An 8,467-nucleotide genomic window follows, 5' to 3' on the forward strand; every position below is an offset into this window, starting at 1 on the left:
CGTCGGGGAGGCCGTCGTGGTCGACCCCGAGGCGGAAGAGCAGGTCGAGGCCCCGGGCCGCCCGGCCGAGCGGACCGGAGACGGCGACCACGTCGCCGACGCGGGCACCGTCGCGGCGGACCGGGTCGTGTCCGCCGAGGTCGCCGAACGCCGTGACCGCCACCGTGAAGACCGCGGAGACGGAGAGGTCGCCGCCGACGACGCCGCAGCCGGGCGCCATGGCCGCGCACGCGTCGCGGAGCCCGTCGGCGAGGCCTTCCAGGTCGGTGACGGGAGTGTCGCCCGGGACGGCCAGCGCCACCACGAGGGCGGTGGGGCGGGCCCCCATGGCCGCCACGTCGGAGAGGTTCGAGGCCGCGGCCTTCCAGCCGAGGTCGTGCGGCGTCGACCAGGCGCGCCGGAAGTCAGGGCCGTGCACCATCAGGTCGGTCGTGACGACGAAGCGGCCGTCGGGCGAGGCGACGACGGCGGCGTCGTCGCCCGGGCCGAGCTGCGTGTCGAGACCGCGGGGCAGGCGGGGCAGGATGCGCGCGAGGGTGGCCAGCTCGCCGACGGCCTCGACGGTGTCCGCAGGATCGACGGTGTCGGCAGCAGCGACGGTGTCCGCTGCAGCGGCGGTGCCGGCAGCGTCGGCGGTGTCGGCAGTGTCGGCAGCGTCGGCGGTGTCGGCAGCGTCGAGAGACCTGGAGGATCGTTCCATGGGGTCGACGGTAGCCTGGCCGGGATGTCCGCTCCGTCCCGCCGCCTCCTGCGCCCTTCCCTCGTCGTCGCGCTCGGCGTCGTCGCCGCGTCGATCCTCTCGGGCTGCACGGCCGCCGTGCCGATGCAGTCGGCCGACGGTGCGAACGACCCCGACTGCGCCCAGGTCGTCGTGCACCTGCCCGACACGGTCGGGCCGGACTCCGACCCCCAGCAGCGGCGGGAGACCGACGCGCAGGGGACGGGAGCCTGGGGCACGCCCTCGACGGTGCTGCTGCGCTGCGGCGTCGAGTCCCCCGCGATCTCCGACCTGCCCTGCAACGACGTGCAGGGCGTCGACTGGCTGTCGGACGACGGCCCCGAGGACGGCGACACCTTCACGTTCACGACGTACGGCCGCACGCCCGCCGTGCAGGTCGTCGTCAGCGCCGAGGTCGGCAGCACGGCCCTCTTCGACCTCGCCGACGCCGTCGGGTACCTGCCGGAGGACGGCCGCGGCTGCGTCGGCGTGGAAGACCTGCCGAGCGTCGGCGACCCCTCCGACACCTCGACCGACGGACCGTCGGAGACGCCCGCTCCCTGACGCAGTGACCCGGTGACGGGCTGACGCGCTGAAGGAGCCGGCACCGTGGTGCGGCGCGCCGCCGCTCGATCTGCGTCGCGGCCAGCATCCACGATCGCACCGGGTCTCGTGCACTGCATCGTGTCTGGACGCGGTGCAGTGCACGAGACCCGGTGCGATGTCCGATCCCGGGGCGGGCCAGCCGACGACGCCCACGGCCGGGGGCGCCGGCTCAGCGGTCGGTCGCGAGCCCCAGCTCGATGAGCTCGGTGATGAGCTCGGGGTAGCTCAGGCCGCTCGCGAGCCAGCAGGCCGGGAACATCGAGATCGGCGTGAAGCCGGGCATCGTGTTGACCTCGTTGACGACCCAGCCCCCGTCGGTGAGGAAGAAGTCGACGCGGGCGAGCCCGGTGCCGTCGATCGACTCGAAGGCGAGGGCCGCGAGCCGCTGCATCTCGGCCAGCTCGTCGTCCGACAGCGGTGCCGGGCACAGCAGGTCGGCGCCCGCCCCGCCCAGGTACTTCGACTCGAAGTCGTAGAAGGTCTCGTCGCTGAGCACGATCTCGCCCGCGACCGACGTGCGCGGGGCTCCGCCGTCGCGTCCGCCGAGCACGGCGCACTCGATCTCGCGGCCGACGACGCCGGCCTCGACGAGGACCTTGTGGTCCTCCGCCAGCCCGACCTGCATGGCAGCGGCCAGCTGGTCCGGGCGGTCGACGCGTGAGACGCCGACGCTCGATCCGGCACGTGCGGGCTTGACGAAGAGCGGGAAGCCGAGCGAGGCGACCTCGGCGGCCACCGCCTCCGGGGCGCTGGCCCACTCGGCGCGGCGCACCGTCCGCCAGGGAGCGACGGCGATGCCGGCCTGCTGCAGCACGGTCTTGGTGAAGTGCTTGTCCATGCCGACGGCCGAGGCGAGCAGGCCGGCGCCGACGTAGGGCAGCCCGACGAGCTCGAGCAGGCCCTGGACGGTGCCGTCCTCGCCGAACCGGCCGTGCAGGATCGGGAAGACCACGTCGACGTCGCCGAGCAGGCGGAGGCCGCCGTCGGGCTCGACGACGCTCAGCCCCCGACTCGTGGCGGTCTCGGGCCAGCGCACCCGGGTGCCGTTGTCGCGCACCTCCGGCAGCGACTCGGCGTCGAGGGCGAAGAGGGCCGCGTCGTCGGGCTGCAGCGTGAAGGAGCCCTCGCGGGTGATGCCGACGGGCACGACCTCGAAGCGGTCGCGGTCGATCGCGGCGAGCACGCCCCCGGCGGTGGCGCAGCTGATCGAGTGCTCGCTCGAGCGGCCGCCGAACAGGACGACGACGGTCTGCTTCTCGACGCTCGCCGCGGCTCCGGTCGCAGGGGCCGCGGTCGTGGCGGGGGTGGTGGTGGTCATCGAGGGGCCCTTCGGGGTGGTTCGGCGCCGCCGGCCCGCGTGAGCAGGCAGGAGGAGCGGGTCGCGTCCGTGACGGACGCCGCGCCTCCTGCCGCTACTCGCCCTGGGGCTCGTCGGTCTCGGTCAGGTGCGGCGCGATGTTCCGCGGGTCGAGCGTACCGGCGAGCACCTCGGCGACCTGCTGCACGATGGGCATGTCGACCCCTCGCGAGCGGGCCAGCTCGAGGATCGGCGCGACGGAGCTCAGCCCCTCGGCGGTCTGGTTCATCTGCCGGACGACGTCGCCGAAGGCGTAGCCCTGGCCGAGGAGGCGGCCGGCCGTGTTGTTCCGCGAGAGCGGCGACTCGCACGTCGCGATGAGGTCGCCGAGGCCCGCGAGCCCCGCGAGTGTCTCGGCCTTGGCCCCGAACGAGACGGCGAACGAGGTCATCTCGGCCAGGCCGCGGGTGATGATCGAGGCCTTCGTGTTCTCGCCGTAGCCGACGCCGTCGACGATGCCGATGGCGACCGCGATGAGGTTCTTGAGGACCCCGCCGAACTCGGTGCCGATCACGTCGGTGTTCACGAACGAGCGGAAGTACGGGTTGGTCGCGGTGGCGGCGACGAGCGTCGCGGTCTCGAGGCTCTGCGACGAGACCACGGCGGCGGTCGGCTGTCGCTTGGCGATCTCGAGGGCGAGGTTCGGGCCGGAGGCGACGGCGATCAGGTCGGGGTCGATGTCGAGCTCTTGCTCGATGACCTGGCTCATGCGCAGGCCGGTCGCCTTCTCGACGCCCTTCATGAGGCTGACCACCGGGACGCCGCGCGGGACGAGCTCGCGCACCGCGGCGAGGTTGTCGCGGAGGGTCTGGCTGGGCACCGAGAGGTAGACCTGCTCGGCGCCACGGAGCGCCGCGGCCACGTCGGGCGTCGCCACGAGGGTGCGGGGCAGGTTGATGCCCGGCAGGTAGTCGCTGTTGCGCTTGCTCTCGGTGATCTCGCGCGCGACCTCGGGACGCCGGGCCCAGAGCGTGACGTCCGCCCCGCCCTCGGCGAGGACCTTCGCGAACGTGGTGCCCCAGCTGCCGGAGCCCAGCACGGCCACCGTGCGGGGCACGGCGCTGCGCATCACGACCGAGATCGCCTCCGTCGTGACGGCGCCCTCGCCGAGGGCCCCGATGGCGTCCTCCCGCGTCCCGGCGCCTCGACCGGCGTCGCCGGTCACGTCGTGGCTGCTGTCGGCGCGGCTGCTGTCGTCACGGCTGCTCAAAGCGTCCGGTCTCCTTCTGGTGCTTCGTGTGCGGGTCCCACTGCTCGGCGGGCGCCTCCTCGTCGCGGAGGCCGGCCAGCAGCTCGGTGATGCGCTGCATGACGAGGGCCGTGGCCTCGGTGTAGGCGGCCTGGTCGAGGTGGCGGCCCCGCCACGGCGACAGGTCGACGGGGTCGCCGATGGCTGCCACGATGCGCTTGCGCGGGAACAGGCTGATCTTCGCCGAGTAGCGGCCCATCACGTGCTGGCTGCCCCAGTGCGCCATCGGGATGAGCGGCACCCCCGCCTGGAGGGCGAGCCGGACGGCGCCGCTCTTGCCCTTCATGGGCCACAGGTCGGGATCGCGCGTGAGCGTCCCCTCCGGGTAGATGATCACTCCCCCGCCGCTGGTCGCCAGGGCGCGCCCGGCCTGCAGAGGGTCGCTGTCGTGCGTGCGGCCGCCGCGCTCGACGGGCACGTGGCCCATGACGCGCATCAGCGAGCCGAACACGGGCACGCGGAAGAGCGACGCCTTGGCCAGGAACCGCGGGACGCGTCCGAGGGTCCACATCAGCCGCGCCACGACGACGGGGTCGATGTTCGTGTAGTGGTTCGGCGCGAGCACGAAGGCACCCTCGGCCGGCAGCTTCTCGGCGCCGCGCACCTCGATGCGGGCGAGCCGGTCGAAGAGCGGGGCGCCCACGGCGGCGACGCCCCGGAACACGGCGCTCTTCTCCTTGCCCCGGCCGAAGCGACCGACCCGGCGAGGCGTCTGGACGAGGGGCGCATCGACCCCGCCGGCCGGCGGGGTCGGCGAGGAGGCGTCGATCACGTCGCGATCAGCCCTGGAAGTCGAAGTCGGCGCCCAGCTTGCGCAGCTTCGCGATGAAGTGCTCGTAGCCGCGGCTGATGATGCCGACGTTGCTGATCTTCGACTCGCCCTCGGCCGTCAGCGCGGCGATGAGGTGGCTGAAGCCGCCGCGGAGGTCGGGCACGCGGATGTCGGCGCCGTGCAGCGCGGTCGGGCCGTTGATCACGGCCGCCTGCTCGAACTCGCGACGGGCGACGCGCCGGTCGTGGCCCGGCAGGCCCTCCTTGTGGACGGTGATGTCGGCGCCCATGTCGTTCAGCGCCTCGGTGAACTGGAAGCGGTTCTCGTAGACCGTCTCGTGCACGATCGAGGTGCCCTGCGCCTGGGTGAGCGCCACGATGAGCGGCTGCTGCCAGTCGGTCATGAAGCCGGGGTGCACGTCGGTCTCGACGACGACGGGCTTGAGCTCGCCGCCGGGGTGGAAGAAGCGGATGCCGTCCTCGTGGACGTCGAAGTCGCCGCCGACCTTGCGGAAGACGTTGAGGAACGTCATCAGGTCTTTCTGGTCGGCGCCCTCGACGAAGATGTCGCCCTTGGTGGCGAGCGCGGCGCTCGCCCAGCTGGCGGCCTCGTTGCGGTCGTTGATGGCCCGGTGCGTGTAGCCGCGGAGCGTCTTGACGCCCTCGATGAAGATGACGCGGTTCGGCTCGACGGAGACGATCGCGCCCATCTTCTGCAGGATGGCGATGAGGTCCATGATCTCGGGCTCGATGGCCGCGTTGCGGAGCTCGGTGACGCCGTCGGCGAGGACAGCTGTGAGCAGCACCTGCTCGGTCGCGCCGACGCTCGGGTAGGGCAGCTCGATGTTGGCGCCCTTGAGCCCGTCGGGCGCGGTGAGGTGGATGCCGTTGTACGACTTGTCGACGACTGCGCCGAAGGCACGGAGCGCGTCGAGGTGGAAATCGATCGGGCGGTCGCCGATGCGGCAGCCGCCGAGGTCGGGGATGAACGCCTCGCCGAGCCGGTGCAGCAGCGGGCCGCAGAAGAGGATCGGGATGCGGCTGGACCCGGCGTGCGCGTCGATCTCGGCGAAGTGCGCCGACTCGACGTTGGCCGGGTCGAGGATCATCTCGCCGCGGGCCGGGTCGGTGATGCGGACGCCGTGCACCGACAGCAGGCCGCGCACGACGTTGACGTCGCTGATGTCCGGCACGTCGCGCAGGATGCTGGGGGTGTCGCCGAGGAGCGCGGCGACCATGGCCTTCGTGGCGAGGTTCTTCGCCCCGCGCACCTCGATGCGACCGATCAGCGGCTTGCCGCCGCGGATGACGATCTCATCGGACTTCAGGCCGACACGGGCCCCTGCAGCTGCTGCGTCTTGGACGAGAGAGTTCACTTACTTCACCGGCAATGTCTTCGGGCGCCAGGCGGCGCGGCGGGTTTCGAATTCTGTGATGGCGGCTTCGTCGCGGAGGGTCAGTCCGATGTCGTCGAGACCCTCGAGGAGGCGCCACTTAGTGTAGGCATCGACCTCGAACGAGACCGTGAGGTCGCCGACCGTGGCGGTCTGCGCGGCGAGGTCGACGGTGATCTCGATGCCCGGAGCGGCCTCGACGACCGCCCAGATCCGCTCGATGTCGTGCTCGGCCACGACGGCGCTCAGCAGGCCCTGCTTGCCCGAGTTGCCCCGGAAGATGTCGCCGAAGCGCGAGCTCAGCACGACGTCGAAGCCGAAGTCGCGGAGCGCCCAGACGGCGTGCTCGCGGCTCGAGCCGGTGCCGAAGTCGGGGCCGGCCACGAGCACTCGCGCGCCCTGGTACTCCGGGCGGTTGAGCACGAAGTCCGGGTCCTGGCGCGCCGAGAAGAAGAGCGCGTCCTCGAAGCCGGTCTTGGTGACCCGCTTGAGGAACTCGGCCGGGATGATCTGGTCGGTGTCGACGTTCGAGCGCTTCAGGGGCGCGGCCACGCCGGTGACGACGGTGAACTTCTGCACTAGGACGCGCCTCCTGCGGTCTGGCCGGTCAGCTCGGCGGCGACCTGGTCGTGGATCGGGGTCGCCGAGGCCGGGTCGGCCCCGCCGAGCGCGCCCGCCTCGTCGGCCGACAGGTCCCACGGGGACGACAGGGTGCCGCGGACGGCCGTCGCGGCGGCGACCAGCGGCGACACGAGGTGCGTGCGCCCGCCCTTGCCCTGGCGGCCCTCGAAGTTGCGGTTCGAGGTCGACGCGCAGCGCTCGCCCGGGGCGAGCTGGTCGGGGTTCATGCCGAGGCACATCGAGCAGCCGGCGAAGCGCCACTCGGCGCCGAAGTCGGTGAAGACCTTGTCGAGGCCCTCGGCCTCGGCCTCGAGCCGCACGCGGGCCGAGCCCGGCACGACCATCACGCGGACGCCCTCGGCCTTGGTCTTGCCCTGCACGATCGACGCGAAGGCCCGCAGATCTTCGATGCGGCTGTTGGTGCACGAACCCATGAACACGGCGTCGACGGGGATCTGCTTCATCGGCGTGCCGGCCTCGAGGGCCATGTACTCGAGGGCGCGCTCGGCTGCGGCGCGCTCGTTGGGGTCGACGACGGTCGAGGGGTCGGGCACGGAGTCGCTCAGCGAGACGCCCTGGCCCGGGTTCGTGCCCCAGGTGACGAACGGCTCGAGCGAGTCGGCGTCGAGGAACACCTCGGCGTCGAACACGGCGTCGTCGTCGGTCGGGAGGGTCTTCCAGTAGGCGACCGCCTCGTCCCAGTCGGCGCCGGTCGGGGCGTGGTCGCGGCCCTCGAGGTAGTCGAAGGTGATCTGGTCGGGGGCGACCATCCCGGCACGGGCGCCGGCCTCGATCGACATGTTGCAGATCGTCATGCGCCCCTCCATCGAGAGGGCGCGGATCGCGCTGCCGCGGTACTCGAGCACGTAGCCCTGGCCGCCGCCGGTGCCGATCTGCGCGATGACCGCCAGGATGACGTCCTTCGCGGTCACGCCGGGGCGCAGCGTGCCCTCGACGGTGACGGCCATGGTCTTGAACGGCTTGAGCGGCAGGGTCTGCGTCGCCATGACGTGCTCGACCTCGCTCGTGCCGATGCCGAAGGCCATCGCGCCGAACGCGCCGTGCGTCGAGGTGTGCGAGTCGCCGCAGACGACCGTGATGCCCGGCATGGTGAGGCCGAGCTGCGGCCCCACGACGTGGACGATGCCCTGCTCGGCGTCGCCGAGCGGGTGCAGGCGGACGCCGAACTCGGCCGTGTTGCGGCGGAGCGTCTCGATCTGCGTGCGGCTGGTGAGGTCGGCGATCGGCTTGTCGATGGCGAGGGTCGGGGTGTTGTGGTCCTCGGTGGCGATCGTCAGGTCGGTGCGCCGCATCGGCCGCCCTGCCTGCCGGAGCCCGTCGAAGGCCTGCGGGCTCGTGACCTCGTGGAGGAGGTGGAGGTCGATGTAGAGAAGGTCGGGGGCGCCGTCCTCGCCCTTGACGACGACGTGGTCGTCCCACACTTTCTCGGCAAGCGTCCTGCCCACGGGCACGCCCCTCTCCTCGGGTGTCTCGGTCGGAATGATCGTCGAAGTCTACGCCAGCGCCTCCCGGCCCCTGCCCGACGCGCTGCCGGGTGCAACGCGGCCGCGGGCGCCCGGCATTCCCCCCGGCGAGCGCCGCGGCCGAGGTCTCCGAACACGAGGTGGGCGCGCGGCACCTCGCGGGTCCTGACTGGTACCAGGTCCCCCGTCGTGCGGCGGCGGGCCCGCCCGACGAGGAGGTCGACCGAGCATGGCGCGAGACGACGCTCCCTGGCTGCCGGCCCGTCC

General features: G+C 72.5%; 8 protein-coding genes. 1 reads left to right on the forward strand and 7 read right to left on the reverse strand.

All coding sequences use genetic code 11. The features are described from left to right. On the reverse strand, window positions 1-700 hold a 700-nt coding region (locus tag RWM17_RS09495; RefSeq protein WP_314103048.1), incomplete at its 3' end, for an AIR synthase related protein. Between the two features lie 24 nt (window positions 701-724). Here RWM17_RS09495 and RWM17_RS09500 point away from each other — a divergent pair. Next, entirely contained in the window at window positions 725-1,282 is a 558-nt protein-coding gene (locus RWM17_RS09500) for a DUF3515 domain-containing protein (RefSeq protein WP_314103049.1), read from the forward strand. 211 nt (window positions 1,283-1,493) lie between these two features. Here the strand turns inward: RWM17_RS09500 and RWM17_RS09505 are convergent, their stop codons facing one another. The 6 genes from RWM17_RS09505 to leuC all read right to left on the reverse strand — a co-directional run bounded on the left by RWM17_RS09505 (window position 1,494) and on the right by leuC (window position 8,182). Then, the gene (locus tag RWM17_RS09505; RefSeq protein ID WP_314103050.1) at window positions 1,494-2,642 is read right to left on the reverse strand and encodes a D-alanine--D-alanine ligase family protein; all 1,149 of its coding nucleotides are present in this window, start codon (window positions 2,640-2,642) and stop codon (window positions 1,494-1,496) included. A 94-nt stretch (window positions 2,643-2,736) separates the two neighbouring features. Then, window positions 2,737-3,750, reverse strand: a complete 1,014-nt coding sequence (locus RWM17_RS09510) for an NAD(P)H-dependent glycerol-3-phosphate dehydrogenase (protein ID WP_314103054.1) — start codon at window positions 3,748-3,750, stop codon at window positions 2,737-2,739. 127 nt (window positions 3,751-3,877) lie between these two features. Continuing rightward, window positions 3,878-4,702 (reverse strand): lysophospholipid acyltransferase family protein, encoded by an 825-nt coding sequence (locus RWM17_RS09515; protein WP_314103051.1) that lies wholly within the window; start codon window positions 4,700-4,702, stop codon window positions 3,878-3,880. Window positions 4,703-4,709: 7 nt separating this feature from the next. Further along, window positions 4,710-6,077 (reverse strand): UDP-N-acetylglucosamine 1-carboxyvinyltransferase, encoded by a 1,368-nt coding sequence (murA, locus tag RWM17_RS09520; protein WP_123546459.1) that lies wholly within the window; start codon window positions 6,075-6,077, stop codon window positions 4,710-4,712. Next, entirely contained in the window at window positions 6,078-6,674 is a 597-nt protein-coding gene (gene leuD / locus RWM17_RS09525; protein WP_314103053.1) for a 3-isopropylmalate dehydratase small subunit, read from the reverse strand. Beyond that, complete coding sequence (gene leuC, locus RWM17_RS09530; RefSeq protein ID WP_314103055.1) at window positions 6,674-8,182, reverse strand: 3-isopropylmalate dehydratase large subunit; 1,509 nt, start codon at window positions 8,180-8,182, stop codon at window positions 6,674-6,676. The genes leuD and leuC overlap by 1 nt, the downstream gene beginning before the upstream one ends. Window positions 8,183-8,467: the final 285 nt, after the last annotated feature.

The sequence above is a fragment of the uncultured Frigoribacterium sp. genome, from assembly GCF_963515265.1.
Classification (GTDB): Bacteria; Actinomycetota; Actinomycetes; order Actinomycetales; family Microbacteriaceae; genus Frigoribacterium.